Source organism: Stenotrophomonas sp. 116085_Sma (assembly GCF_056479585.1).
In genome coordinates this window covers 1,164,522-1,189,441 of record NZ_CM151057.1, presented here as the reverse complement: position 1 = coordinate 1,189,441, position 24,920 = coordinate 1,164,522, and the positions used below count along the sequence as shown (strand labels likewise).

The 24,920-nt window shown below is 67.6% G+C and carries 31 protein-coding genes; 23 read left to right on the top strand and 8 right to left on the bottom strand.

The features are described 5' to 3' along the window. Positions 1-11 precede the first annotated feature (11 nt). Positions 12-1,097, bottom strand: a complete 1,086-nt coding sequence (locus tag ACZK0Z_RS05515; RefSeq protein ID WP_197633075.1) for a L,D-transpeptidase — start codon at positions 1,095-1,097, stop codon at positions 12-14. Positions 1,098-1,449: 352 nt separating this feature from the next. Then, positions 1,450-1,776 (bottom strand): ComEA family DNA-binding protein, encoded by a 327-nt coding sequence (locus ACZK0Z_RS05510; protein WP_049429368.1) that lies wholly within the window; start codon positions 1,774-1,776, stop codon positions 1,450-1,452. A gap of 200 nt (positions 1,777-1,976) precedes the next feature. On the opposite strand from ACZK0Z_RS05510, the gene ACZK0Z_RS05505 reads away from it, so the two are divergent. The 4 genes from ACZK0Z_RS05505 (at position 1,977) to murU (ending at position 5,606) form a co-directional block, all read left to right on the top strand. Further along, positions 1,977-3,470, top strand: coding sequence for a M20 family metallopeptidase (locus tag ACZK0Z_RS05505; RefSeq protein WP_100443776.1), 1,494 nt, complete (start codon positions 1,977-1,979; stop codon positions 3,468-3,470). 69 nt (positions 3,471-3,539) lie between these two features. Then, a complete protein-coding gene (locus tag ACZK0Z_RS05500; RefSeq protein WP_005415577.1) occupies positions 3,540-3,809 on the top strand; it encodes a GlsB/YeaQ/YmgE family stress response membrane protein in 270 nt (89 codons plus the stop codon). 64 nt (positions 3,810-3,873) lie between these two features. Continuing rightward, positions 3,874-4,899, top strand: coding sequence for an aminoglycoside phosphotransferase family protein (locus ACZK0Z_RS05495; protein WP_197633073.1), 1,026 nt, complete (start codon positions 3,874-3,876; stop codon positions 4,897-4,899). Next, complete coding sequence (murU, locus tag ACZK0Z_RS05490) at positions 4,896-5,606, top strand: N-acetylmuramate alpha-1-phosphate uridylyltransferase MurU (protein ID WP_049429349.1); 711 nt, start codon at positions 4,896-4,898, stop codon at positions 5,604-5,606. The genes ACZK0Z_RS05495 and murU overlap by 4 nt, the downstream gene beginning before the upstream one ends. Positions 5,607-6,070: 464 nt before the next feature. Here the strand turns inward: murU and hda are convergent, their stop codons facing one another. From hda to ACZK0Z_RS05475, 3 genes are read right to left on the bottom strand one after another with little or no spacing between them, the layout of a single operon-like run. Continuing rightward, positions 6,071-6,778: a DnaA regulatory inactivator Hda gene (hda, locus tag ACZK0Z_RS05485; RefSeq protein ID WP_049427455.1), complete on the bottom strand. Its 708-nt coding sequence runs from the start codon at positions 6,776-6,778 to the stop codon at positions 6,071-6,073. After that, a complete protein-coding gene (locus ACZK0Z_RS05480) occupies positions 6,778-7,947 on the bottom strand; it encodes an AI-2E family transporter (protein WP_049427458.1) in 1,170 nt (389 codons plus the stop codon). Before ACZK0Z_RS05480 ends, hda begins: the two co-directional genes overlap by 1 nt. Further along, entirely contained in the window at positions 7,944-9,083 is a 1,140-nt protein-coding gene (locus tag ACZK0Z_RS05475) for a DUF2066 domain-containing protein (protein ID WP_049427460.1), read from the bottom strand. Before ACZK0Z_RS05475 ends, ACZK0Z_RS05480 begins: the two co-directional genes overlap by 4 nt. A gap of 99 nt (positions 9,084-9,182) precedes the next feature. On the opposite strand from ACZK0Z_RS05475, the gene purM reads away from it, so the two are divergent. The 7 genes from purM (at position 9,183) to ACZK0Z_RS05440 (ending at position 14,110) form a co-directional block, all read left to right on the top strand. Beyond that, positions 9,183-10,241 (top strand): phosphoribosylformylglycinamidine cyclo-ligase, encoded by a 1,059-nt coding sequence (gene purM, locus ACZK0Z_RS05470; RefSeq protein WP_197633071.1) that lies wholly within the window; start codon positions 9,183-9,185, stop codon positions 10,239-10,241. 21 nt (positions 10,242-10,262) lie between these two features. Continuing rightward, positions 10,263-10,751 (top strand): hypothetical protein, encoded by a 489-nt coding sequence (locus tag ACZK0Z_RS05465; protein ID WP_049427463.1) that lies wholly within the window; start codon positions 10,263-10,265, stop codon positions 10,749-10,751. After that, positions 10,748-11,170, top strand: a complete 423-nt coding sequence (locus ACZK0Z_RS05460) for a hypothetical protein (protein WP_197633070.1) — start codon at positions 10,748-10,750, stop codon at positions 11,168-11,170. The genes ACZK0Z_RS05465 and ACZK0Z_RS05460 overlap by 4 nt, the downstream gene beginning before the upstream one ends. Before the next feature lie 40 nt (positions 11,171-11,210). Further along, positions 11,211-11,873, top strand: coding sequence for a DUF2238 domain-containing protein (locus tag ACZK0Z_RS05455; protein WP_478449466.1), 663 nt, complete (start codon positions 11,211-11,213; stop codon positions 11,871-11,873). Continuing rightward, positions 11,870-12,529 (top strand): phosphoribosylglycinamide formyltransferase, encoded by a 660-nt coding sequence (gene purN, locus ACZK0Z_RS05450; RefSeq protein ID WP_197633068.1) that lies wholly within the window; start codon positions 11,870-11,872, stop codon positions 12,527-12,529. Before ACZK0Z_RS05455 ends, purN begins: the two co-directional genes overlap by 4 nt. Positions 12,530-12,596: 67 nt before the next feature. Continuing rightward, positions 12,597-13,424 (top strand): DUF3108 domain-containing protein, encoded by an 828-nt coding sequence (locus ACZK0Z_RS05445; protein ID WP_049427470.1) that lies wholly within the window; start codon positions 12,597-12,599, stop codon positions 13,422-13,424. A gap of 2 nt (positions 13,425-13,426) precedes the next feature. After that, positions 13,427-14,110 (top strand): DUF3108 domain-containing protein, encoded by a 684-nt coding sequence (locus tag ACZK0Z_RS05440; RefSeq protein WP_197633066.1) that lies wholly within the window; start codon positions 13,427-13,429, stop codon positions 14,108-14,110. A 123-nt stretch (positions 14,111-14,233) separates the two neighbouring features. On the opposite strand, the gene ACZK0Z_RS05435 is transcribed toward ACZK0Z_RS05440, so the two are convergent. From ACZK0Z_RS05435 to ACZK0Z_RS05425, 3 genes are read right to left on the bottom strand one after another with little or no spacing between them, the layout of a single operon-like run. After that, complete coding sequence (locus ACZK0Z_RS05435) at positions 14,234-14,551, bottom strand: hypothetical protein (RefSeq protein WP_049427475.1); 318 nt, start codon at positions 14,549-14,551, stop codon at positions 14,234-14,236. Continuing rightward, positions 14,548-15,819 (bottom strand): UDP-N-acetylglucosamine 1-carboxyvinyltransferase, encoded by a 1,272-nt coding sequence (gene murA, locus ACZK0Z_RS05430; RefSeq protein ID WP_049427476.1) that lies wholly within the window; start codon positions 15,817-15,819, stop codon positions 14,548-14,550. Before murA ends, ACZK0Z_RS05435 begins: the two co-directional genes overlap by 4 nt. 21 nt (positions 15,820-15,840) lie before the next feature. Beyond that, complete coding sequence (locus ACZK0Z_RS05425; protein WP_005408396.1) at positions 15,841-16,071, bottom strand: BolA family protein; 231 nt, start codon at positions 16,069-16,071, stop codon at positions 15,841-15,843. Positions 16,072-16,125: 54 nt separating this feature from the next. Here ACZK0Z_RS05425 and ACZK0Z_RS05420 point away from each other — a divergent pair, with 54 nt between their 5' ends. The 12 genes from ACZK0Z_RS05420 to ACZK0Z_RS05365 all read left to right on the top strand — a co-directional run bounded on the left by ACZK0Z_RS05420 (position 16,126) and on the right by ACZK0Z_RS05365 (position 24,918). After that, complete coding sequence (locus ACZK0Z_RS05420) at positions 16,126-17,127, top strand: KpsF/GutQ family sugar-phosphate isomerase (RefSeq protein ID WP_197633064.1); 1,002 nt, start codon at positions 16,126-16,128, stop codon at positions 17,125-17,127. 66 nt (positions 17,128-17,193) lie between these two features. Beyond that, positions 17,194-17,742: an HAD hydrolase family protein gene (locus ACZK0Z_RS05415; protein ID WP_197633062.1), complete on the top strand. Its 549-nt coding sequence runs from the start codon at positions 17,194-17,196 to the stop codon at positions 17,740-17,742. After that, on the top strand, positions 17,739-18,314 hold the full coding sequence (lptC, locus tag ACZK0Z_RS05410; RefSeq protein ID WP_197633060.1) for an LPS export ABC transporter periplasmic protein LptC: 576 nt from the start codon (positions 17,739-17,741) through the stop codon (positions 18,312-18,314). The genes ACZK0Z_RS05415 and lptC overlap by 4 nt, the downstream gene beginning before the upstream one ends. A gap of 103 nt (positions 18,315-18,417) precedes the next feature. Next, positions 18,418-18,969: a lipopolysaccharide transport periplasmic protein LptA gene (gene lptA, locus ACZK0Z_RS05405; protein ID WP_049427484.1), complete on the top strand. Its 552-nt coding sequence runs from the start codon at positions 18,418-18,420 to the stop codon at positions 18,967-18,969. Then, entirely contained in the window at positions 18,969-19,688 is a 720-nt protein-coding gene (gene lptB / locus ACZK0Z_RS05400) for an LPS export ABC transporter ATP-binding protein (RefSeq protein ID WP_049427486.1), read from the top strand. The genes lptA and lptB overlap by 1 nt, the downstream gene beginning before the upstream one ends. A gap of 40 nt (positions 19,689-19,728) precedes the next feature. Next, positions 19,729-21,150 (top strand): RNA polymerase factor sigma-54, encoded by a 1,422-nt coding sequence (locus tag ACZK0Z_RS05395; protein ID WP_049427487.1) that lies wholly within the window; start codon positions 19,729-19,731, stop codon positions 21,148-21,150. Positions 21,151-21,208: 58 nt separating this feature from the next. Next, positions 21,209-21,526: a ribosome hibernation-promoting factor, HPF/YfiA family gene (gene hpf, locus ACZK0Z_RS05390; RefSeq protein ID WP_197633058.1), complete on the top strand. Its 318-nt coding sequence runs from the start codon at positions 21,209-21,211 to the stop codon at positions 21,524-21,526. Positions 21,527-21,547: 21 nt separating this feature from the next. After that, a complete protein-coding gene (locus tag ACZK0Z_RS05385; protein WP_049427489.1) occupies positions 21,548-22,000 on the top strand; it encodes a PTS sugar transporter subunit IIA in 453 nt (150 codons plus the stop codon). Next, positions 21,997-22,947, top strand: coding sequence for an HPr(Ser) kinase/phosphatase (hprK, locus tag ACZK0Z_RS05380; RefSeq protein WP_005408388.1), 951 nt, complete (start codon positions 21,997-21,999; stop codon positions 22,945-22,947). Before ACZK0Z_RS05385 ends, hprK begins: the two co-directional genes overlap by 4 nt. A 26-nt stretch (positions 22,948-22,973) precedes the next feature. Continuing rightward, positions 22,974-23,858 carry an RNase adapter RapZ gene (gene rapZ, locus ACZK0Z_RS05375; RefSeq protein WP_049427492.1) on the top strand — a complete coding sequence of 295 codons (885 nt, stop codon included), beginning with the start codon at positions 22,974-22,976 and terminating at the stop codon, positions 23,856-23,858. A 405-nt stretch (positions 23,859-24,263) separates the two neighbouring features. Then, entirely contained in the window at positions 24,264-24,656 is a 393-nt protein-coding gene (locus ACZK0Z_RS05370; protein ID WP_005408386.1) for a PTS sugar transporter subunit IIA, read from the top strand. After that, positions 24,649-24,918, top strand: a complete 270-nt coding sequence (locus ACZK0Z_RS05365; RefSeq protein ID WP_005408385.1) for an HPr family phosphocarrier protein — start codon at positions 24,649-24,651, stop codon at positions 24,916-24,918. Before ACZK0Z_RS05370 ends, ACZK0Z_RS05365 begins: the two co-directional genes overlap by 8 nt. Positions 24,919-24,920: the final 2 nt, after the last annotated feature.

The following is a 24,920-nucleotide window of genomic DNA, read 5'->3' as shown; positions in this document are numbered from 1 at the left end:
AACGAGGGGACTCAGTTGCCCTTGAGGGTGGACCCTGGCGGCTCGGATTCCAAGACCGGCTGCATTCCGGATTCAGCCGGGCTTGGGCGGACCGCCGGCAGCGAGGTCACCAGCAGGGTCGTGCCCGGCACCAGCACCTGGTACAGCTGGCGGGCGAAATCGGCCGGCAGCGCCATCGGCAGCGAGGGCGTGGCCAGCAGGTCCGGCGTGGCCTGGGCCCGGTCCTGGCCCAGCAGCGGGTAGGCCGTCCACTGGTGCAGGCGCTGGTTCGCGTCCAGCGGGCTGGGGGTGTCGCTGTAACCCTGCCCCATCACGAACAGGGTGGTGCCCTGGAAGGCCGGCAGCGCGTCGGCCTTCAACGGCGACTCGCCGATCATCACGCCATCGCGCAGCACGTACAGGCGCTGGTCGTGCAGGCTGACCAGTATCCCGACCTGCCCGGCCGGGGCCAGGCTGTCGTTCCACCAGGCCTGCGCCGTTGCACCGCCCTCGGTTTCCGGCAGGGCCTGGCCGCGCGCGTTCACCGGCGCCAGCACCGAAGGATAGGCCAGGGTCATCGGCGAGCTCTTGGCATCGGCCACGACCACCGTGTCGCCGCGCTGGGTTTCGCTGAACAGCTTCTGCGCGAAGGCCTGTGGCAGTCGAACGCAGCCGTGCGAGGCCGGGTGCCCGGGAAGGCTGCCGCCATGCAGGGCGATGCCGTCCCAGGTCAGCCGCTGCATGTAGGGCATCGGCGCGCTGTTGTAGAGGTTGGACTTGTGGTCCTTGTCCTTCTGCAGGATGGTGAACACACCGGTTGGTGTTTCGTGCCCGGCCTTGCCCGAGCTGATCGTGGTCAGGCCGATGGCGATGCCGTTGCGGTACACATAGGCGCGCTGCTCATCGAGGCTGACCACCAGCACGATCGGGCCGGTCGGCGAGATTTCCGGATGCCACAGGTATTCGCCCGGCTTCAGGTCGGTCGGCCCGCGTACCTCGGCGGTGGCCGCAGCGGCAGCCGCGGGTTTGGCGGCCGGCGTCGGTGCAGCGGCCTGGGCCAGCAGCGGCAGGGCCAGTGCAAGGGCGAGCATCAGGGTCGTGGGGCGATGCGGAAACATCCAGCGGGTGTCCTTTCCATGCGGAGCGGCCACCGTACACCATCGCCCCGTGGTGGCCGCGGCAAAACCGGGCGCCGGAAATGAAACTGCCCGGCGACACAGCCATGTGTCGTACCGGGCAATCGTTACGTCCCTGTCGGCCTGCTGCCGCCCCCTCGCATCCTGCGCTGTGGGGGTAGCGTTGCATCCTGCACGCGGCCGCGTCGGTCCTGTTTGTATCTCAGCCCCTTCCACAGGTCTGTGATGCCACCATCCTGGTGATTGGTGCCGCGTCCTGCGGCGGTCGGTGGGCACAGGCGTCCTGCCTGTGTCCGGTGAACCAGCTTCCTGCCGGTTCCGACGATTCCTGCTGTCAGCGCCTGGGTACGGTTCGCACCGGTACCGATCCGGGTACCGGATCCGCCGGCAACAACCTGTTGCCTACGGTGATCCGCTGTCGATTCCGTTCGACGATTGCATTCCCTATTCCCTTCACCTGCGTCAGGTCCTCGACGCGATGAAACGGGCCGTGTCTGCGCCGGTGCTCGACGATCGCCTCGGCCTTGGCGGCTCCGACCATCGTCAATCCCTGCTGCAGCGCCTGGGCATCGGCGCGGTTGATGTCGATCGGTTCGGCGGCATGCGCCCCAGCGATCCCCACTACCAGTACCAGCACCCTCAACACGACAAACCAAGGCACGACGTGTATCTCCTTGTGATTCTGGCCGTCCCGACCGGCAATCCCGTCGGCAGGAACAGTGTCCGTCACCACATGTGCACAGCCTATCGGTTTCCCGTATTTCCGTAAGCCAGCCAAATACCCGACGTGATGTAGGAAAAACCCTACCCCGGCACAGGCGTAGAATGGCGCGATCACAGCCCATGCAACCGGAGTTTCAGATGGACAGCGCCAAGCTCGGCCAATTCGTCAATGACAAGTGGGACAGCGAGATCGTCCCGCAGTTGGTCGACTACATCCGCATTCCCAACAAGTCGCCGATGTTCGACGCCAATTGGGTGCAGAACGGCTACATGGAACAGGCAGTCACCCTGATGGAGAACTGGGCCAAGGCCCAGCAGCTGCCGGGCCTGAAGGTTGAAGTGGTGCGCCTGGAAGGCCGTACCCCGCTGATCTTCCTGGAAATTCCGGCCACCGGCGCCGAAACCGGCGACGACACCATCCTGCTCTATGGCCACCTGGACAAGCAGCCGGAAATGACCGGCTGGGACGACGACCTCGGCCCGTGGACCCCGGTGCTGCGCGGTGACAAGCTGTACGGCCGCGGTGGCGCCGATGACGGCTACGCCATCTTCGGCTCGCTGGCCGCCGTGCTGGCGCTGCAGGCCCAGGGCCTGCCGCACGCGCGTTGCGTGGTGCTGATCGAAGCCTGCGAAGAATCGGGCAGCTACGATCTGCCGGCCTACGTCGACCACCTGGCCGACCGCATCGGCAAGCCCTCGCTGGTGGTCTGCCTGGATTCGGGCTGTGCCAACTACGACCAGCTGTGGTGCACCACCTCGCTGCGCGGCCTGACCGGCGGCAATTTCACCGTGAAGGTGCTCAACGAAGGCGTGCATTCCGGCGATGCCTCCGGCGTGATCCCATCCAGCTTCCGCCTGCTGCGCCAGATCCTTTCGCGCATCGAGGACCAGGATACCGGCCGTATCCTGATCGAGGGCATGAACGTCGAGATCCCGGCCGAGCGCCAGGAGCAGGCCAAGCGTGCCGCCGAAGTGGTCGATACCGAGATCTTCGAGAAGTTCCCGATGGTCGACGGCCTGCGCCCGATGAACGAGGACCTGACCGAGCTGGTGCTCAACCGCACCTGGCGCCCGGCGCTGTCGGTCACCGGCGTCGGCGGCATGCCGCCGCTGGAATCGGCCGGCAACGTGCTGCGCCCGCAGACCTCGGTGAAGCTGTCGCTGCGCCTGCCGCCGACCGCCGATGGCAAGACCTGCGGCGAGCTGCTGAAGGAAGCGCTGCTGCGCGACCCGCCGAACGGCGCACAGGTCACCCTGGACCTTGAAAAGGCCTCCACCGGCTGGAACGCCCCGGCCATGGCGCCGTGGCTGACCCAGGCCATCGACGACGCCAGCCAGGCCTTCTTCGGCAAGCCGGCGATGTACATGGGCGAGGGCGGCTCGATCCCGTTCATGGGCATGCTCGGCGAGAAGTTCCCGGGTGCGCAGTTCATGATCACCGGCGTGCTCGGCCCGCACTCCAACGCGCACGGCCCGAACGAATTCCTGCACATCCCGATGGGCAAGAAGGTCACCGCCTGCGTATCCAAGGTGATCAGCGAGCATTACGCCGCCAGCCTGCGCGGCGAGACCAGCGGTTCGCCGGTGGCCGCCGATAGCGGCACCCGCCACGGCGACCACGGCTGCTGCTGATCCGGCACCCGTGACGGACGCAGCCTGGCCTTGCTAGGCTGCGTCCACACTCAAGCGGAATCCGCGCGCATGAATGGTCTGTTCGGCAGCAGCAGCTGGCTGTACATCCTGCTGGTGGGCTTCTTCGTCGGCCTGCTCGGGCGCTTCTTCATGCCCGGCAACAACCGCATGGGCTGCCTGTTGACCATCGTGCTGGGCATCCTTGGCGCGCTGCTGGCCGGTTGGTTCGGCCAGTACATGGGCTGGTACGCCCCCGGCGAACCGGCCGGTTTCCTCGGTGCGGTGGTGGGCGCGGTGGCCGTGCTGGCCGTCCTGCGCCTGTTCAGCGGCCGCCGCTGAGCCCGCATCCCCTTCCCTTCCTGTTCCCGACGTTGGCGCGCCCGGCGCGCCCGGATATGCCTGCATGACCGAACCCGCCTCCGATCCCCAGCGCAGCGCGCAGCGCCTGCAGTGGGCCCGTACCCAGCTCGAAGATGCCAATGCAGTGGTCGAACGCGCCTCGGTCGATGCCGGCATGCGCAGCTACTGGCGCACCACCAGCACGCGCGGCAGCCACATCGTGATGGACGCCCCGCCGGGGCTGGAAGATCCGCGGCCGTGGCTGCGCATGCGCGGCCTGCTGCACGACAACGGCCTGCGCGTGCCCATGCTGCTCGCCCAGGATCTGGAGGCCGGCTTCCTGCTGCTGGAAGACCTCGGCGGCCCGACCCTGGCGAAGATCCTCGACGAGCGCAATGCCGATGAATGGTTCGACCGTTCGATCGAACAGCTGCTGCGCCTGCAGGCGATCCCGGTGCCGGCCGACTTCGGCCAGTTCGGCGAAGCGCTGCTGCAGCGCGATGCCGGCCTGTTCGACGAATGGTTCCTGCAGCGCCACCTGAACCTGGAACTGGACTGCGGCGAGATTGAAGGGCTGCAGCTGGTGCACCGCCGGCTGATGGACAACGCGCTGGGCCAGGCCCAGCTGATGACCCACCGCGACTACATGCCGCGCAACCTGATGCCAGTCGACGACGGCCCAGCGGTACTGGACTTCCAGGACCTGGTGCGCGGTCCGATCGCCTACGACGCGGTAAGCCTTTTCAAGGACGCCTTCCTGAGCTGGCCGCTGCAGCGCGTGGACGAGTGGCTGGCGCAGTACCACGAGCGTGCGTGCGGTGCCGGCCTGCCGGTGCCCGACCGCGCCACCTTCCTGCGCGATGCCGACTGGATGGGCATCCAGCGCCACGTGAAGATCCTCGGCCTGTTCTGCCGCCTGCGCTACCGCGACAACAAGGGCCATTACCTCGACGACGCGCCGCGCTTCATCACCTATCTGGATGAAGTGCTGCCACGCTATCGCGAACTGGCGCCGCTGCAGCAGTTGCTGGAAGACCGCATCAAGCCGGCGCTGGCCGAGCTGGCCGCACCGATGCGCGTGGCCCGATGAAAGCACTTGTCTTTGCTGCCGGCCTCGGCGAGCGCATGCGCCCGCTGACCCTGCACACGCCCAAGCCGTTGCTGGAAGTGGCCGGTAAGCCGCTGATCGCCTGGCACCTGGAACGCCTCGCCGCACTCGGCGTGCGCGAGGTGGTGGTCAATACCGCGTGGCTGGCCGAGCAGTTCCCGACCACGCTGGGCGATGGCAGCCAGTGGGGCCTGCAGTTGCACTTCGTGCACGAAGGCGAGACCCCGCTGGAAACCGGCGGCGGCATCCTCAACGCACTGCCGGTGCTGGGCGACGCCCCGTTCCTGGTGGTGAACGGCGACATCTGGACTGATTTCGATTTCGCCACGCTGCCACGAGAGCCGCAGGGCCAGGCGCACCTGGTGCTGGTCGACAATCCGGTGCAGCACCCCGACGGCGACTACCGGCTGGACTCGCAAGGCGTGCTGCATCACGACCGCGAGGGCCCGTGCCTGACTTATGCCGGCATCGGCGTCTATCGCCCTTCCGTCGTGGCCGATTGGCGCGCGGTGATCGGTGATGCGCCGGGCAGCGAGCGGGTGCCGCCGAAGTTCTCGGTGGTGCCGCTGCAGAAGCATTTCATGGCGCAGGGGTTGATGACGGGGCAGCACCATCGCGGGCGTTGGACCGACGTGGGTACCGTGGATCGCCTGCGCGCGCTGGATGTTGAGTTGGCGGCGAACGGCTGAGCCCCTCGTGGCTGGACGTTTTGAGAGCAGAAGCCTTGCTTGGCCGGGCGGGGTGGTCCCGCGGGGGACGCCGTGAACCCGTCCCTGGGGGCTTGGCCGCGGCATCCATGCCGCGGACACCCCCGCGAACCCACCCCGCCCGGCCTCTGACAGTTTCCGTGGGCGTCCAGCCACGGAAGAAAGAAAGAAAAGCAGAAGCGGGTCGCTTCGCTGCGCTTGCTCAGGTGTCGACCAAGGTCGACACCCACCAACAGCTGCGGGAACCTGTCGAAGGCGGGGTGGCTCAGGTTGCGGGGGCGTGAGCGCCATGGATGGCGCGATCGAGGCTACATGGACGTACTTGCGCCGTCCCCCGCAACCTGAGCCACCCCGCCTCCCCTCAGGAAGCCAGCCTTTGACGTTGACGTTGCCTCGGCTTCGGCTTCGGCGGGTGCAGGGCGCAGCCCTGCAAACAAACCCCACCCTCAGTAACGAGGCCGGCCTTCTTCCAGCACCTGGCGCAGGAACGGCACGGTGATCCGCCGCTTCGCCGCCAGCGACTCGCGGTCCAGCCAGTCCAGCAGCGTGATCAACCCACCCAGCTCGCGCCCGGTGTGCGACAACAGCCACTCGATGGCCGCCTCGTCGATCGCCAGCCCACGGCGCAGCGCACGCTCGCGCAGCACCGCCGCACGGCCCTCTTCGTCCAGCGGCTGCAACAGCACGCGCACGCACTGGCCCAGCCGCGAACGCAGGTCCGGCAGCAACAGGCCCAGTTCTTCCGGCGCCTTCTGCGCCGTGTACAACACGGTCACCCCCGCGGCGCGTGCGCGGTTGTGGAAATCGAACAGCGCAATCTCGTCCTCGCGATGGCCGGCAACCTCATCCAGGCCATCCAGCGCCACCAGCTCGCGCACCTCCAGCCCATCCAGCGCCGCACGCACGCGGCCGGCCGCACTGGCCAGCGGCACGTAGGTCGGCAGGCGCCCGGCCTGCTCGGCGCTGGAACACATCGCCAGCGCCTGGTGGGTCTTGCCCGTGCCCGCCGCACCTTCCAGGTAGACCCAGTCGTGGCTGGCACCCACCGCGATCGCGCGCAGCTGCGCCAGCGCGCCATCCGGCGCGCCGATGAAGGTCTCGAGGCGCTGGTCCCGCGGGTAATGCAGGGCCAGCGGCAGTTGCGGCACACCCATCACTTCAGGTCGGGGCCCTTGTCGTTCGGAATGATGATATGGGGGGCATCGACCACGCCATCAAGCACGATCGAAGGCTTCTCGCCCACGTACAGCTCGCTCTGGCGATAACGCTGGTGCGCATAGCGCAGCAGCACGTTGGTCACCGCCGCCACCGGCAGCGCCAGCAGCATGCCGAGGAAGCCGAACAGCTGGCCACCAGCCATCACCGCGAAGATCACCGCCACCGGGTGCAGGCCGATCTTGTCGCCGACGATGCGCGGGGTCAGTACGTAGCTTTCCAGCAGCTGGCCCACGGTGAACACCACGCCGACCAGGATCAGCAGCTTCAGGTCAAAGCCCTGCGCCTGCACCAGTGCGGCGATGATCGCCATCAGGATGCCGGTGGTCGCGCCCAGGTAAGGGATGAAGCTGATCAGGCCGGCAATCAGGCCGATCAGCAGGCCCAGCTTCAGGCCAACCAGCGACAGGCCACCGGCATAGATCACGCCCAGCGCCAGCATCACCAGGAACTGGCCGCGGATGAACGCGCCCAGCACCTCGTTGGATTCACGCGCCAGCGCGCTGATGGTGCCGATCTGGTTGCGCGGAATCACCGACGCGACCCGCTCGACCAGCTTGTCCCAGTCGCGCAGGAAGTAGAACGCCAGGATCGGCAGCAGCAGGATGTTGACCACCCAGGTCACCATCGCAAAGCCCGAGCGCGAGACGTAGCCCATGAACGTGGTGGCGAAGCCGCCGGCCTGCTGCCAGTGGCTGCGCACCCATTCGATCAGGCGGTCCGGGTCCAGCCACTGCATCACTTCCAGGCCGGTCTTCTGCTCGAACCAGGGAATGCCCTTTTCCATCAGCCACGCCTGTGCCTGCGGCGCGACCGCGATCAGGGTGGTGATCTGGCGCTCGATCATCGGCACCAGCACCAGCAGCAGCGCCACGATCACCAGCACCATCGCCGCGAACACCAGCACCACGCCGGTCATGCGCGAGCGGCCGGTGGCCTCGATGCGGTCCACCAGCGGGTCACCCAGCCAGGCCAGCGCCAGCGCCAGCACGAACGGGGTCAGGATCGGCGCCAGCAGCCATACCACCCAGCCGATCAGGCCGGCGAACAGGATGTACTTCAGGCGACGCAGGAACTGCGCGATTTCCGCTTCCGGGGTCAGAGTCATCGCAGGCGGTACTCGTTGCTGACCGGCGGGGCCACCGGAGCCCCGGTGGTGTCATCGATTGGCGTCGGCAGGGCAGGCAGCGGTGCGCTCGGCACCAGTACGCCGTTGTCGCCCAGCATGCGGTTGAAGCCTGCCAGGCCGGTGGTCATCTCCAGGCTCAGCTCCAGCTGGCCGGCCGAAGCGTGCAGCGGGGTGACGTTGCGCACCACCGGTACCTCGCGCAGGCCGGCAGCCAGCCGCAGGTAGTCGTCGGCACTGTTGATGCCGGTGACCACCACGCGGTAGGTCCCGGCCTGGCCGACGGCGGCGCCCGCCTTGGCATAGCGCTTGACCAGCGCATCGGCGGCGCCGTCGGCACCGGCGGCCATCGCACGCATGGCGTTGGCGTCCTTGCTGGTCCACTTGTTCAGTTCGCGGCCGTTGTCGACGAACACCCAATCCGCCTGCCAGCCGCCATTGGCCCGGTACAGCTTGCCGATCAGCTGCATCGGCGGCGAGTAGCGCGAGGAGGCACGGGCCACGGCGGCACTGTCCTGGCGCCAGATGGCCCCGGCCAGCGCCTGTTCGGCAGCCCCCCCAGTGGGCAGCCCCAGCTTGTAGCCACGCTCGATGGCGCGGTTCAGCAACGGCCGAGCGGCGTTGGCCTGCTGCACGCTGACCAGGCGCGGGCCGCTGCCATCGTCGACGGCCAGCCACAGCACCGGCTTCGGTCGCGGCTGCGGCCACAGTGGCAGGCCCAGCGCCGACACCAGCGAATCCACGTCGTCCTCGCGGAAGCGGGCCACCAGCAGGGTACGGAAGCTGGGGGCGCCGTTGGCGCTCACGCTCTGGTCCTGCTTGTAGTCGTAGCTGGCCACGTAGTCCTTGGCGTTGCGCAGCGCCTGCACCACGCCAGGGCGGGACATCACGCTGCGGTCGCCGGACAGCTTGCCCAGTACCACGCTCAGGGCGCGGGCCAGGGCGCCGTTGCGATCGGCCTCGGCTTGGCTGTTGACGGGCACTTCGGCCTCGTACGCGCCACTGGCGGTGGCGACATCACCCTCGGTGCGAAGGCCGCTCTGGGCCATCGTGGCCACCGGCAGGCTCAGCGCAAGGAGCAGGGTCAGAATCAGGCTGCGGCGCATCAGGACATCCATTGGCTCGACGTATCCGGGGGAATTGTTGCCCGAATACGGTCTTTGCGCCAATGCGGCCTGTTAAAATCGCCCGTTCAACCCCTGCCAGCGCCGACGCCCGTGACCAACACCCCGTCTTCCTCCCCCTCCCCCCTCACCTACCGTGATGCGGGTGTCGACATCGACGCCGGCAACGAGCTGGTCGAGCGGATCAAGCCCCTGGTCAAGCGCAGCTTCCGCCCGGAAGTGATGGGCGGCCTGGGTGGCTTCGGCGCCCTGTTCGACCTGTCCAACAAGTACCGCGAACCGGTACTGGTGTCGGGCACCGACGGCGTGGGCACCAAGCTGAAGCTGGCCCACCAGCTGAACCGCCACGATACGATCGGCATCGACCTGGTCGCCATGTGCGTGAACGACGTGCTGGTGCAGGGTGCCGAGCCGCTGTTCTTCCTGGACTACTTCGCCACCGGCAAGCTGGACATCGACACCGCGGCGGCGGTCGTGGGCGGCATCGCCAACGGCTGCACCGAGGCCGGCTGCGCGCTGATCGGCGGCGAAACGGCTGAAATGCCCGACATGTATGCCCCGGGCGAGTACGACCTGGCCGGCTTCACGGTCGCTGCGGTAGAGAAGAGCGAGCTGAAGGACGGCGCCAGCGTGGCCGCTGGCGACGTGCTCATCGGCATCGCCTCCTCCGGCCCGCACTCCAACGGCTACTCGCTGGTCCGCCGCATCTACGACCGCGCCGGCCGCCCGGCCGATCTGGAGCTGGAAGGCGGCGTGAAGCTGGTCGATGCGCTGATGGCACCAACCCGCCTGTACGTCAAGCCGATCCTGTCGCTGCTGAAGTCGCATGGCGAGGCCATCCATGGCATGGCCCACATCACCGGTGGCGGCCTGACCGAGAACATCATCCGCGTGGTGCCCGACGGCCTCGGCCTGGACATCCAGGCGTCGTCCTGGACCCTGCCGCCGGTGTTCCAGTGGCTGCAGAAGGAGGGCGCGGTGGCCGACAGCGAGATGTGGCGCACCTTCAACTGCGGCATCGGCTTCGTGCTGATCGTCGCGCCGGACCAGGTGGCTGCGGTGTCCGAGGCGGTCAAGGCGCAGGGCCTGGAGCACTGGACCATCGGCCAGGTGGTCACCGCCGAAGGCGCCGAGCGCGTCCACATCGGCTGAGCCCGGCAACCAGGAGCCCGCATGGACGCATCGCCCCCCTTGTCGCCCGCCCCCGTGCCGCCGCCGCTGGTGACGGTACCGCCGTTCAGCGCGCAGGATGCCGACCACCTGCGCATGCTGGTCATCGCACACTACGTGGTCGGTGGCCTGATCGTGCTGTTCTCGCTGATCTTCATCCTGCACATCGTGATCGGCATCGCTGCGTTGACCGGCAGCCTGCCGATGAAGTCCGGCGGCGAGCCCTCCTCGCCGGAGGAACAGCGCCTGATGGGCTGGGTGTTCACTGTTCTCGGCTGCGTCGTCGTGTTCGGCGGCATCGCGCTGGGCGCGTTCGTGGCCTATGCCGGCCGCTGCCTGGCCCGCCGTCGCCGCCATCTGCTGTGCCTGATCGCGGCTGGCCTGGCCTGCCTGTTCACGCCGGTCGGCACGGTGCTGGGGGTGTTCAGCCTGATCACTCTGCTGCGTCCGCAGGTCAAGGCTGCCTTCGACGCTCCCACCACGACCGCATGACCGCCTCAGGCAATCCACCGCCACTGCCGCATCGGACCCTGGCGCAGCTGCAGCGGGTCAGCCATCTGCAGACACTGAGCGTGCTGTTCTACGCCCTGGCCGGTTTCCACTGTGTCGCCGCAGTGGCGTTCCTTGGCCTCAGTGGATGGGTGGCCCACTCACGCGGGCTGGACGATGCCTGGCTGCTGACCACAGTCTATGCCTCGATCGCCCTGCTGGCTGCGTTGCTGGGCTTCGTGCAGCTGCATACCGCGCGCCTGCTTTCACGCCGCACGGGCCTGGCCTGGTGCCAGCGCGCGGCGTGGCTGGCTGTGCTGGCTGGCCCACTGGGCATGGCGTTGACCGCCTATGCCTGGGTGTTCCTGTGCAAGCCGGAGATGGCTGCGCTGTTCGACCGCGGCGACCATCTCAGTGTCTGAGCCCGTGGGCAGACAGCCGCCCTTCCCTGATCGACCCGACATGTCCTCGCCCGCCTTCTCAACGACCGTCTCACCCACCCGCCACCGCTTCTCGGGCCCGAAGAAGCTGGCCTTCGCCGCCGTACTGGCGGTCTTCGCGATCAGCTGGATCCACCCGCTGTGGCCCACCGAGCAGGCCCTGCACAGCACGTTGACCGTGGTCGGGCTGGTCGCCCTGCTATGGGTCGACCGTCGCGGTGGCTGGCTGGGCGATGGCGCTTTCATCGCCATCTGCGGCTTCATCGCTCTGCACTGCGTGGCGGCGCGCTGGCTGTATTCCAACGTGCCCTACGACGCCTGGGCGCAGGCGCTGACCGGCTGGTCACCCAATGCGGCGTTCGGCTGGCAGCGCAATCACTTCGACCGCCTCATCCACTTCCTGTTCGGTGTCTGCTTCACCCCCGCGCTGCTGCAGCTGGCGCGCCACGCGTGGCCAGCACTGCGGCTGGGCCAGGCCTTCACCCTGGCGGTGATGACGGTGACGTGCGCCAGCCTGGTCTACGAATGGTTCGAATGGGCCATCGCGCTGGCGCTGTCTCCGGATGCCGCCGAGGCCTACAACGGCCAGCAGGGTGACCTGTGGGATGCGCATGCCGACATGCTGATGGCGACCGTCGGCAGCCTGTTGACCTGGCCACTGATCCGCCGGAGTTCCCTGCAATGACCGCCCCAACCCGCATCGCCGTGCTCGCCTCGGGCCGCGGCAGCAACCTGCAGGCCATCCTCGACGCGATCGGCAGCGGCCGCCTGCCGGCCAAGGTGGTCGGCGTGTTCTCCGACCGCCCCGCTGCAGAAGCACTACAGCGCGTCGCACCGGCCCTGCGCTGGGCGCATGCGCCGAAGGCGTTCAGCGACCGCGCCGCCTACGAGCAGGCACTGGGCAATGCGCTGGCAGCAGTACAGCCGGACTGGATCGTCTGCGCCGGCTACATGCGCATCCTGGGTCCGGCCTTCGTGCAGCGCTTCGCTGGCCACCTGGTCAACATCCACCCGTCGCTGCTGCCGCTGCACAAGGGCCTGGACACCCACGCGCGGGCGCTGCAGGCCGGCGATGCCGAGCACGGTGCCAGCGTGCACCTGGTAGTGCCGGAGCTGGATGCCGGAGCCGTACTGGCGCAGGCACGGGTTCCCGTGCTGCCGGGCGACGACGCGCGCAGCCTGGCCGAGCGGGTACTGGCGGTGGAGCACCCGCTGCTGATCGCTACGCTGCAGCTGCTGTGCGCGGGTCGCCTGGCTGAACGGGAGGGCCAGCCCTGGTTGGACGGTCACCCCCTGTTTAGCCCCCTGGCCCTAGATTCCGCCGGAAACCTGAACCAGTAACGCCCTTGCACACGCCCCGCTGACTGCGGGGCTGGCATCCTGCCCCCTCCTGCGGCCCCTGTCCCCCATGAAGACCACGACGCTGCTGTCCACTTCACTGCTGTTGTCGCTTGCCGTGCTTCCCGGCGTGGGCTGGGGCCAGGCGCAGCCGCCTGCTGCTTCACCGGCACCGCCACCCGCACCCACTGCGCTGCCACCGAACGAGCCCAGCGTGCCGCTGTTGCCGGCACTGGCCTGGGAGCCGCCGCCGCTGCAGCCGTTCACCGCCACCTACCAGGCCTTCTACAAGGGCAAGGAAGCAGGTGATGCCAGCATGCAGGTCACCCACACCGGCGGCAGCCAGTGGCGGGTGGACATGCAGGTGGTCGGCCGCCGCGGCTTTGCCAGCGTGCTCGGCCTGAACATCGAGCAGAGCACGGTGTTCGAAGAGCGCAGTGGCGTCTACGCACCGCTCAGCCAGAGCACGGTGCGCAAGGGCCTGTTCCTCGGCAAGAAGGCCGTGGGCACCTACAACTGGCAGGCCGGTACCGCGCAGTGGACCGGTGACGTCAAGAAGGAACGTGCGCAGCCGATCCCGCTGCAGCCGGGCGACCAGAGCGCACTGCTGATCAACCTGGCGATCATGCGCGACGCCCGCCCGGGCGCCGCCATGCATTACCGCTACGTGGACATGGGCAAGGTCCGCCAGCACGATTACCAGGCCGCGCCGCAGACCGAGAACGTCGAGGTCGGCGACCTGTCCTACAACGCGCTGCGGGTCTACCGGACCAACGGCGGCAACAACGAAACCATCCTCTGGATCGCCAACGGTGTCCCCACCCCGGTGCGCATCCTGCAACGCGAAGACGGCGAAGACCGCGTCGACCTGCGCCTGATCGAATACCAAGGAGTCTGAGCATGAACACCCTGACCCGCCCCCTCACCTGGATCGCAGCCGCTGCCCTGACTGTGGCCAGCCTGCCGGCCATGGCGCTGGAGCCGTTCAAGGCCGACTACCTGGCCAGCTACATGGGCATGCAGGCCAACGGCACCATGACCCTGTCCAGCGAAGGCGCCAACAAGTGGCGCTACAGCCTGCAGGTGAAGAACCAGCTGGCCGACCTCAGCCAGAGCACCGTGTTCGAGGAAGTGCGCGGCCAGCTGCGCCCGCTCAGCAGCCAGGACCGTTCGGCCCTGCTGGTGAAGAAGCGCAACGTGCAGGCCACCTACAACTGGAGCAGCAACCAGGCCACCTGGACCGGCGACATCAAGCCGGACCGCGCCGGACCGATTGCTCTGAAGTCCGGTGACATGGATGCGCTGCTGATCAACCTGGCGATCGCCCGTGACCTGGCGGCCGGCAAGCCGCTGACCTACCGCATGGTGGACGAGGGCCGGATCAAGAACATGACCTACCGCGTGATCGGCAAAGAGTCGATCACCGTGGGCGGCAAGAGCTACGAGGCCACGAAGGTCTCGCGTGCCGATGGCAACAAGGAGCTGATCGCCTGGATCGTACCGGAATTCCCGGTGCCGGCGCGGATGCTGCAGCGTGAGAGCGGCCGCGATGCGCTGGACCTGACCATCAAGGCGATGAACTGAGCGCCCGCGGTCGGATCCCTTTCCAACGGGAAGGGCTCCTGACCCCGACAGCGACCCGGCGCCTTCATCCACGCATGGCGTGGATCTACCGTAAAAAAACGCCCGCTTTCGCGGGCGTTCTGCTTACTTCTTTTCGTCGGCCGCGGCCGGCGTGAACTCGGTGCGGCAGTCCACGCGGATCTGCTCGCCGGTGCTGCGCCAGACAAACGTACGGCAATGGCGGTTGCCGTCCTGGCTGTCGTTCACCGCAACCGCATAGAACGACTCGATGATCTCGTCACGCGTGACCGTGCCGTCGCCGTTCCAGTCCATGTCCTTCTGCTCGATGCCCTGGGTGATGGCGATGTTGGCGTACCAGGCGTAGCCCAGCCACGCCAGCACGATCAGCACCAGGGCCAGCAGCGCCTTGCGGCGCGGGCTGAACTTGCCGCGCAGGATCATGGCACGCGCCGGATGGTGGCGCCGAGCGAAGACAGCTTCTCTTCGATGTTCTCGTAGCCACGATCAAGGTGGTAGATGCGGTCGATGGTGGTGTCGCCGCTGGCCATCAGGCCGGCCAGGATCAGCGACGCCGACGCACGCAGGTCGGTCGCCATCACCGGTGCGCCACTCAGGTGCTCGCTGCCACGCACGATGGCGGTGTGGCCTTCGACCTGGATGTCCGCGCCCAGGCGCAGCAGTTCGTTGACGTGCATGAAACGGTTCTCGAAGATCGTTTCGTTGATCACGCCCACACCGTCGGCCACGCAGTTGAGTGCCATGAACTGCGCCTGCATGTCGGTCGGGAACGCCGGGTACGGCGCGGTGGTCAGGTTGACCGCCTTCGGCCGCTTGCCCTGCATGTCCAGGGTGATGCTGTCGTCGGTGGTGTCGATCTTCGCACCGGCCTCGACCAGCTTGGACAGCACGGCATCCATGGTGCTCGGGCGCGCACGGTTCACCGTGACCTTGCCGCCGGTCATCGCCGCAGCGACCAGGAAGGTGCCGGTCTCGATGCGGTCGGGCAGCACTTCGTGACGGCCACCGGACAGGCGCTCGACGCCTTCGATGACCAGGCGGGCGGTGCCCAGGCCTTCGATCTTCGCGCCAAGGGCGATCAGGCAGTGCGCCAGATCGGTCACTTCCGGTTCCATCGCGCAGTTGTCGAGGATGGTGGTGCCTTCAGCCAGCACCGCGCCCATCAGCACATTCTCGGTGCCGGTGACGCTGACCATGTCGAAGGTGAAGTGGCCACCCTTCAGGCGCTTGGCGGTGGCCTTGATGAAGCCGTTCTCGACCACGATCTCGGCGCCCAGCGCCTGCAGGCCCTTGATGTGCTGGTCAACCGGGCGCGAACCGATCGCGCAGCCGCCGGGCAGCGACACTTCCGCCGCGCCGAAGCGCGCCAGCAGCGGGCCCAGCACCAGGATCGAGGCGCGCATGGTCTTGACCAGCTCGTACGGCGCAACATGCTGGTTCACCGAGCGCGGATCGACCACGATCGCACTGCCACGCGACAGCGTGCCCTGGTCGATGGTGACCTTGGCGCCCAGCTCGCCCAGCAGCTTCACCGTGGTGACCACGTCGTGCAGGTGCGGCACGTTGGTGATCTCCACCGGCTCATCGGCCAGCAGGGTCGCGCAGAGAATGGGGAGGACGGCGTTCTTGGCGCCGGAGATGCTCACTTCACCGTGCAGCGCAGCGCCGCCGGTCACAACGATCTTGGCCATGTATTCGGGATCTTCTGCGGTTCAGCCGGCTTCGGCCGGGGTCACGGTTTTCAGCGCCAGCGCGTGGATCGCGCCGCCCATCAGGTCGCCCAGGGTGGCATACACCATGCGGTGGCGGGCCAGCGGCATCTTGCCGGCGAAGGCCTCGCAGACCACGGTCGCTTCGAAATGCACGCCATCGTCGCCCTGCACGTCGGCGCGGGCGCCGGGAAGGCCGGTTTCGATCAGATTGCGGATGGTGTCGGCGTCCAACGGGCTTTCCTAATAAAATGTGCCTCCATTCTACTTCCGCTGCGTGGCGTCCGCATGGCCGAATCCCTGTTGCCCCCCCGTTCCGTCGATCCTGCCGGCCTGGTCGCCAGCGGCCGCCGCGTCTTCGAGATCGAGCGGCAGGCGCTGGATGCGGTGGCCGACCGCCTCGGCGAGGCCTTCCAGCAGGCCTGCCAGGCGATCCTGGCCAGCCGTGGCCGGGTGGTCGCCACCGGCATGGGCAAGTCCGGGCATATCGCCCGCAAGATCGCCGCTACCCTGGCCTCTACCGGAACGCCGGCGTTCTACGTGCACCCCGGCGAAGCCGGCCACGGCGATCTCGGCATGATCACCGAGGACGACGTGGTGCTGGCCCTGTCCTATTCGGGCGAATCGGACGAGGTGCTGATGCTGCTGCCGGTGCTCAAGCGCCAGGGCAACGTACTAATTTCCATGACCGGCCGTGCGCAGTCCAGCCTGGCTACCGCCGCCGACGTCCACCTGGACGTGAGCGTGCCGGCCGAGGCCTGCCCGCTGGCGCTGGCGCCCACCTCCAGCACCACCGCCTCGCTGGCGATGGGCGATGCGCTGGCCGTGGCCCTGCTCGACGCACGTGGCTTCACCGCCGATGACTTCGCCCGTTCTCACCCGGCCGGCAGCCTCGGCCGCCGCCTGCTGCTGCACATCACCGACGTCATGCACACCGGCGACGACCTGCCCAGCGTGGGCGCCGACGCCAGCCTCAGCGAAGCGCTGATGGAGATGAGCCGCAAGCGGCTGGGCATGACCGCCGTGGTCGACGCCGACGGCGTGCTGATCGGCCTGTTCACCGACGGCGACCTGCGCCGTGCGCTGGACAGCGCGCTGGACGTGCGCACCGCGAAGATCGCCGATGTAATGACCCGCAACCCGCGCACCATCGGCGCCGACCAGCTGGCAGTAGAGGCCGCCCGGCAGATGGAAACCCAGAAAATCAATGGCCTGATCGTGGTTGATGGCCAGGGCCGCGCAGTCGGCGCCCTGAACATTCATGACCTGTTGCGGGCCCGGGTGGTTTAACCGACAGTCCATAGACCCCATTCAGTCTGTAACGCCGCACCCGCCCACAACGAGCCTGCCGCCCTGATGCCCTGGTCCCCCCTGCCCGCCTTCCCCGCCCACCTGCATGCCGCTGCGGCCCAGATCCGCCTGGCCTGCTTCGACGTGGACGGCACCCTCACCGACGGTCGGCTGTACTACGACAAGGACGGCAACGAGAGCAAGGCGTACTTCGTGCAGGACGGCCTGGGCCTGAAACTGCTGCAGCAGCACGGCATCCATCCCGTGCTGATCACCGCGCGCAACAGCCAGTCCGCGCTCAAGCGCGGCGCCGACCTCGGCATCGATACCCAGATCGCCGTGGGCGACAAGCTGGCCAGCGTGCAGGCGCTGTGTGCGCAGCACGGCATCGGCCTGGAACAGGTGGCGTTCATGGGCGATGACCTGCCCGACCTGGCGCCGCTGGGTTCGGTCGGCCTGGCCGTGGCCCCGGCCAACGCCCACCCGTGGATCGCCGAGCGCGTGCACTGGCAGACCCGCGCCGATGGCGGCCGTGGCGCAGCCCGTGAGCTGTGCGACATCCTGCTGGCCGCTCAGGGCCGCGTGGATGCGGTGCTGGCGAGGTTCGGCGCATGAACCTGCCCACCTTGAACTGGCGCACCCTGCTCGGCATCGGCCTGCTGCTGGCGGCACTGCTCAGCAGCTGGGCGGCGCTGCGCAACCGCGACAAGGGCCCGGCCAGTGCCGGCCAGGAGGTCGGCGTGGATTACATCCTGCATGACTTCCAGATTGTCGCCCTGGATGAGCACGGCAAGGAATCGACCACCCTGCGCGCACCGCTGCTGGAACGCCAGCGCGGCGACCAGACCATCAACATCGCCACCCCGCTGTTCGAGATGCCGGCCAAGGATGGCAAGCACTGGACCCTGCGTGCCGAGACCGGCTGGCTCAGCGCCAAGGGCGACGAGATGAAGCTGCGCGGCAATGTCGCCGGCGACAGCCCGGCGGGCCCGGGCGTGGTGCCGACCACCTTCCGCACCGACCACCTGGACGTGTTCCCGAAGGAGAACCGTGCCCGCACCGATGCGCTGGTCACCATGACCCGCCCGGGCATGGAACAGTCCGGCGTCGGCTTTGAGGTGGATTCGAAGAACAACACGTATCATTTCCTCAGCCAGTCCAAGGGCCGCTACACGCCCAAACGCTGATTCCGCCGCCAGCCCGCGACGTCTCCGGACAGGCGCAGGGCCGGCAGCCCCACCCTCCGCCCCCGGCCCGCCCGGGAGGCCCTCACCGGTAGAACGGACCCCGATGAAGATTCCCTTTGCCGCCGTACTCGCGCTCGCTCTTCTTGTCCCCAGCGCCGCCTTCGCCAAGTCCACCGACCGCAACGAAGACATGCACATCGATTCCGGCGCCCAGTCCGGCATGCTCACCGGCGACGGCAAGACCGTGCTGTCGCAGGGCGTGATCATCACTCAGGGCACGCTGGACCTGCGCTCGTCCGAGGCCGAGATCTACCTCAAGGACGGCGAGGCCGTGCGCGTGGTGTTCACCGGCAAGCAGGCCAAGATGAAGCAGCAGCTTGATGACGGCACCTGGATGGACGCGCTGGCTGACCGCATCGATTACGACATCAAGACCGAGATCATCACCCTGACCGGCAACTACAAGGTCACCAGCGCGCGCGGCACCAATGCCGGCCAGCGCATGGTCTACAACACCCGTACCGGCGAGATGAACTCCGGTGGTGACGGCAGCCGCGTGCGCACCGTCATCCCGCCGAAGAACAAGACCCCGGCCGCGCCGGCGGCACAACCCAGGGCCGCCACGCCGGCACAGCCGGCCGGGAGCAAGAAGTAATGCTCGTCGCCAAGGGCCTGCGCAAGACGTACAAGCAGCGCGAAGTGGTCAAGGACTTCGGGCTGACCCTCGATGCGGGTGAAGTGGTGGGCCTGCTCGGCCCCAACGGCGCCGGCAAGACCACCTGTTTCTACATGATCGTCGGCCTGGTCGCCGCCGATGCCGGCAGCATCGTGCTCGACGGCAAGGACATCACCGGTGACCCGATGTACACCCGCGCCAAGCAGGGTGTGGGCTACCTGCCGCAGGAACCCTCGGTGTTCCGCAAGTTGACCGTGGCAGACAACATCCGCCTGGTGCTTGAACTGCGCGAGGACCTGGACTCGGCCGGCCGCGAGCGCGAATTGAACGGCCTGCTCGACGAACTGCAGCTGGGCCATGTCGCCGACCAGCTCGGCGCCAGCCTGTCCGGTGGCGAACGCCGCCGCTGCGAGATCGCCCGCGCACTGGCCGCGCAGCCGCGCCTGATCCTGCTCGACGAACCGTTCGCCGGTGTCGACCCGATTTCGGTCGGCGAGATCCAGCGCATCGTCACCCATCTCAAGCAGCGTGGCATCGGCGTGTTGATCACCGACCACAATGTGCGCGAGACCTTGGGTATCTGCGACCGCGCGTATATCCTCGCCGAGGGCAGCGTGCTGGCCCAGGGTTCGCCGGAGGCGATCCTGGACAATGCCGACGTGCGTCGGGTCTACCTTGGGGATTCCTTCAAGCTGTGACTGCGGTCGCCGGGTCCCTTTCCTTCCTTTCGGCACAGGCATGAAGACTCGGCTGCAGACATCGTTGGGACAGCAACTGGTGCTCACGCCCCAGTTGCAGCAGGCGATCAAGCTGCTGCAGATGTCGACCACCGAGCTGGAGCTGGAGATCGCGCAGGCAGTGGAGAGCAACCCACTGCTGGACTGGGCCGATAGCAATGACAGCAGCGCCGCCAATGAAGGCAGCGATGGCAACGACAACGAAGCGCCTGCAGAACGCAGCGATGAAGGCGACGATTGGGCGCCGGCCGAACTGGACTGGACGGCGACCGGCAGCGGTGGCAGCTTCGATGATGACGACGATACCGGCAGCGCCGCCGAACGCGTGGCCGAAACCGAGACGCTCGCCGACCACCTGCTGTGGCAGCTGCACCTGTCGCATCTTTCTGCCAGCGATCGCAGCATCGGCGCGGCGCTGATCGATGCACTGGACGATGACGGCTACCTGCGCGAACCGCTGGGCACCATCGCCGAAACCCTGTTGCCGGCGATCCACGCCGACGAGGACGAGATCCTTGCCGTGCTGCATCGCATCCAGCGTTTCGATCCGGTCGGTGTGGCTGCACGCACGCTCGGCGAATGCCTGCAGCTGCAGCTGGACGTGCTGCCCGATGAAACGCCGGGCCTGCTGCTGGCGCGACAGATTGCCGCAGGACCGCTGGAGCGGTTGCCGCGCAGCGGCGTCGCCGGGCTCGCCCACGAACTGAAACAACCCGTGGACGAGGTCGAGACGGCGGTCGCCCTGCTGCGCTCGCTGGACCCGCGCCCGGGTACCCAGATCGCCCCCCTGTCGCAGGACACCTACGTGGTGCCGGACGTGGTGGTGTGGCGGCAGAACGGCGTGTGGTGTGCGGCGCTGGCCGGGCACGCCGGGCCGAAGGTGGTGATCCATCGCGGCTACGAACAGCTGATCCGTCGCTGTGGTGACGCCGACGCGGGCTACCTGCGCGCCCAGCTGCAGGAAGCGCGCTGGCTGCTGAAGGGCCTGCAGCAGCGTGGCGAGACCCTGCTGCGGGTGGTGCGCAGCCTGATCCTGCAGCAGGCCGGTTTCCTGGAGTTCGGCGAGCAGGCCCTGCGCCCGCTGACCCTGCGCGAGATCGCCGCCGAGCTCGGCCTGCACGAATCCACAGTGTCGCGCGCGATCGCGCGCAAGCACGTGCGTACCCCGCGCGGCACCCTGCCGCTGCGCGCCTTCTTCGCCTCGGGCATCGATACCGAGGGCGGCGGCGAAGCATCCAGCACCGCCATCCAGGCGATGATCCGCCGCCTGATCGACGACGAGAACCCGCGCAAGCCACTTTCTGACGCCAAGCTGGCTGACCTGCTCAAATCGTCGGGAATTCCAGTAGCGCGACGCACCGTGGCGAAGTATCGTGAAGCCATGAACATTTCCGCCTCGCACGAAAGGGTCAGAATCGCTTGACGCGCCGCCGCGCCCGGCGGAGAGGTTCATTGGCACATCCGAACACAGGAGAAACCCGATGCGCATCGAAACGTTTGGCAAAGATGTCGAAGTCACCCCGGCCCTGCAGTCCTATGTAGAGGAGAAGCTGGCCCGGATCGGCAAACACTTCGACCAGCACTGCGAAGCGCGGGTGACCCTCAAGCTGCAGAAGACCGAGCACCACGTCGACGCCAGCCTCAATATCCCGGGACAGACCCTGCACGCCGAGGCCGCCGGCCAGACCATGTACGCCGCAATCGACCTGCTTGCGGACAAGCTTGACCGCCTGGTGATCAAGCACAAGGAGAAAAAACAGCAGCACGCACCGCTGCCGGTGGGCGACAATGGTGGCTGATCGCCACCGTTCCCCGCAGACATGCCCCTGACTGACCTCCTGGCGGCCGTGCAGACCCAGCTCTGCACGGCCACCGACCGTGACAGCGTCCTGCAGGCCGCCGCCGGGTTGCTGGCCTGCCGCCAGGCCAACGCCGAACAGATCTATCTGAACCTGTGCCAGCGCGAAGCGCTGGGCAGCACCGCGATCGGCCACGGCATCGCCATTCCCCACGGCCGCGCGCCGACCCTGGACCGCCCGCGTGGCGCCCTGTTGCGCCTGACCAGCCCGGTCGACTTCGGTGGCGACGAGCCGGTGGACCTGGTGTTCGCGATGGCCGTTCCCGCCCACTACACCCACCAGCACCTGATGCTGCTGTCCGAGCTTGCCGAATTGTTCTCGGCGGCGGATATCCGCCAGGCCCTGCGCCAGGCAGGCGACGCGCGGGCCCTGCGCAAGGCACTGGACATGACCCCACCTGCGAGTGCCGCATGAATACCAGCATCACCGCCCGTGAACTGTTCGAACAGCAGCGCGAGCGGCTGGGGCTGCGCTGGGCTGCAGGCAAATCCGGCGAGAAGCGCGAGCTGGAGGCCGGCAATACGGTCTCGCGGCGCCCCTCGCTGGCCGGCTACCTCAATGCGATCTATCCCAACAAGGTGCAGATCCTCGGTACCGAGGAACTGTCCTGGCTGGATGCGCTGGAACCGCGCCAGCGTTGGGAAACGATCGAAAAAATCATGCAGTCGCACCCACTGGCACTGGTGCTGACCCGCAACCAGGCGTGCCCGGAAGACCTGCGTGCCGCCGCCGATGAATCCGGCACCCCGTTGTGGCTCTCGCCCAAGCGCGGCCACGAACTGCTCAACCACCTGTCCTACCACCTGGCGCGTACGCTGGCGCCGCGGGTGATCCTGCATGGCGTGTTCATGGAGATCTACTCCATCGGCGTGCTGATCACCGGCGAAGCGGGGTCCGGCAAGAGCGAGCTGGCGCTGGAGCTGCTCAGCCGTGGCCATCGCCTGGTGGCCGACGATGCGCCCGAGTTCACCCAGATCGCACCCGACGTGCTCGACGGCACCTGCCCCGAACTGCTGCAGGACCTGCTGGAAGTGCGCGGCCTGGGCGTGTTGAACGTGCGCGAGATGTTCGGCGACACGGCTGTAAAGAAGAACAAGTACCTTCGGCTGATCGTCCACCTGACCAAGCCGATGACCGAACCCACTCCGCATGGCTACGAGCGCCTGACCGGCGATTCGGGCACCCGCCATGTGCTGGACCTGGACGTGCCGCTGATCACGCTGCCGGTGATGCCCGGCCGCAATCTGGCCGTGCTGACCGAGGCGGCCACCCGCCTGCATATCCTGCGGACCAAGGGCATCGACCCGGCGGCGATGTTCATCGCCCGCCACAGCAACCTGCTGGAACGGCGAACGCCCTGACCCCCTGCCCTTCGAAGAGCCTGTCCATGAGCACCGTCCCCCCCTCCGCCCCGACCCTGATCATCGTCAGCGGCCTGTCCGGCTCGGGTAAATCCGTCGCCCTGAAGACCTTCGAGGACCAGGACTACTACTGCTCGGACAACCTGCCGATCAACCTGCTGCCGGACTTCGTACGCAGCCTGCTGGCCAATCGCGGCCGCAGTGCACCGCGCCGGCTGGCCGTAGGCATCGACGTGCGTGGGCAGGCCGACCTGAGCCAGCTGGGCGACTGGCGGCAGCTGGCCGCCGACGCCGGCGTGGAGGTGAAGGTGCTGTTCTTCGAAGCCAGCGACGAGACGCTGCTCAAGCGCTACGCAGACACCCGCCGCCGCCATCCGTTGAGCCAGCTGGGGCTGTCCCTGCCCGAAGCCATCGCCCGCGAACGCGAACTGACCGCGCCGCTGCGGCGCGACGCCGATGCGGTGATCGATACCAGCAGCCTCAATGTGCACCAGCTGCGCCGTCGCATCGTCACCGAGTTCGCGATGGGCCATGCCACCAGCCTGTCGCTGTTGTTCGAATCGTTTGCCTACAAGCGTGGCGTGCCGGCCGAAGCAGACTTCGTGTTCGACGCACGGGTGCTGCCCAACCCGCACTGGGATCCGGACCTGCGGGCGATGAGCGGTCGCGAACCCGGCGTGCGCGATTACCTGGAAGCACAGCCGGATGTGCAGCGCTACGTGGCCCAGCTGATGGACTTCCTCGATACCTGGCTGCCGAAGCTGGGGGATGGCACCCGCAGTTATGTAACCGTGGCGTTCGGCTGCACCGGCGGCAAGCACCGGTCGGTGTTCCTGGCCGAGCGCATGGCCCGGCATGCCCGCGAGATGGGCTGGGAAGACGTGGCGACCTACCACCGCGAACAGGATTGAGGGGGTCGGCCGGGCTGCGCCCGGCACCCGCCGAGGCCAAGGCAACGGCAACGGCAACGTCAAACGCCTGCATTTCGAGGGATGCGGGGCGGTCTGGATCTGCAGGACACGCCGTAAACCCGTCCCTGGGGGCTCGATGGCGCCATCCATGGCGCCAACGGTCCTGCAGATCCAGACCGCCCCACCTCTGACAGATCTCTGCTGCTGTTGGTAGGTGTCGACCCTGGTCGACACGGTAGATCCACGCCATGCGTGGATGAATCTCTGTCAGGCATCAAAAAACGGGCAGGGTCGGATCCCTTTTCAACAGAAAAAGGGCTCCGATCCGAGCATCGCTGAATACGGGACACAGTGCCCCTCTCCTGCTGCTATCGCCAATTCACCTTGACCTGTTAACGTGCAGTAATGACCTGTGGCATTCTCCTCGTAACACATCCCGGGGTCGGGACCGCCCTGCTTGACGTGGCGACCCGGCTCCTGCGGCAATTGCCGCTGAAAACCGAAGCTTTCGAAGTACCGTTCGACGCAGACCTGGACGCCCTGCTCCCGCTCGCCTCGGCCGCCCTGCGGCGGGTCGATGGGGGTGACGGTGTGCTGATCCTGACCGACCTGTACGGCGCCAGCCCCGCCAACCTTGCCGGGCAGCTGGCCCGGCTGGGGACCCCGGTTCGCCGGGTGTCGGCGCTGAGCCTGCCGATGTTGCTGCGGGTGATGAATTATCCGGAACAGGGACTGGATCAACTGCCCGCCACAGCCGCGGCGGGTACCCGTAATGGAGCGATAGTCGACGATGCTTGAACGAGAACTCACCGTGAGCAACCGCCTGGGCCTGCACGCCCGGGCCACCGCCAAGCTGGTGCAGACCCTGGCGCCGTTCCGCTGCAACGTGACCATGGCCGCCAAAGGCCGTGAGATCAACGCCAAGAGCATCATGGGCGTGATGCTGCTGGCCGCCGGCCAGGGCACCCCGGTCACCGTGCGCATCAATGGCGAGGACGAAGCCGCCGCGATGGAGGCGGTGGTCGGCCTGTTCGAACGCCGTTTCGACGAGGACAGCTGAGC